The 227-nt window shown below is 71.8% G+C and carries 1 protein-coding gene; it reads left to right on the top strand.

What is annotated here, in order from left to right; all coding sequences use genetic code 11:
• Positions 1 to 227, top strand: a 227-nt coding sequence (locus IF78_RS0143090) for an ABC transporter permease subunit (protein WP_031488223.1), incomplete at both ends; no start/stop codon positions are given.

Raw genomic sequence — 227 nt, 5'->3', positions numbered from 1 at the left:
AAGTTCGTACGCGCCGCGATCGGCCCGATCCTGTCCGGCCTGCAGTCACTGCCCTCCGTCGCCTGGGTGCCCCCGGCCGTGATCTGGCTCGGCCTCAACGACCAGATGATGTACGCGGTCATCCTGCTCGGCGCCGTCCCCTCGATCGCCAACGGCCTGGTCTCCGGCGTCGACCAGGTACCCCCGCTCTTCCTGCGCGCCGGCCGCACCCTCGGCGCGACCGGCCT

It is taken from the genome of Streptomyces bicolor (assembly GCF_000719285.1).
Lineage (GTDB): Bacteria > Actinomycetota > Actinomycetes > Streptomycetales > Streptomycetaceae > Streptomyces > Streptomyces bicolor.
This window is presented reverse-complemented; position numbering and strand designations above follow the sequence as displayed.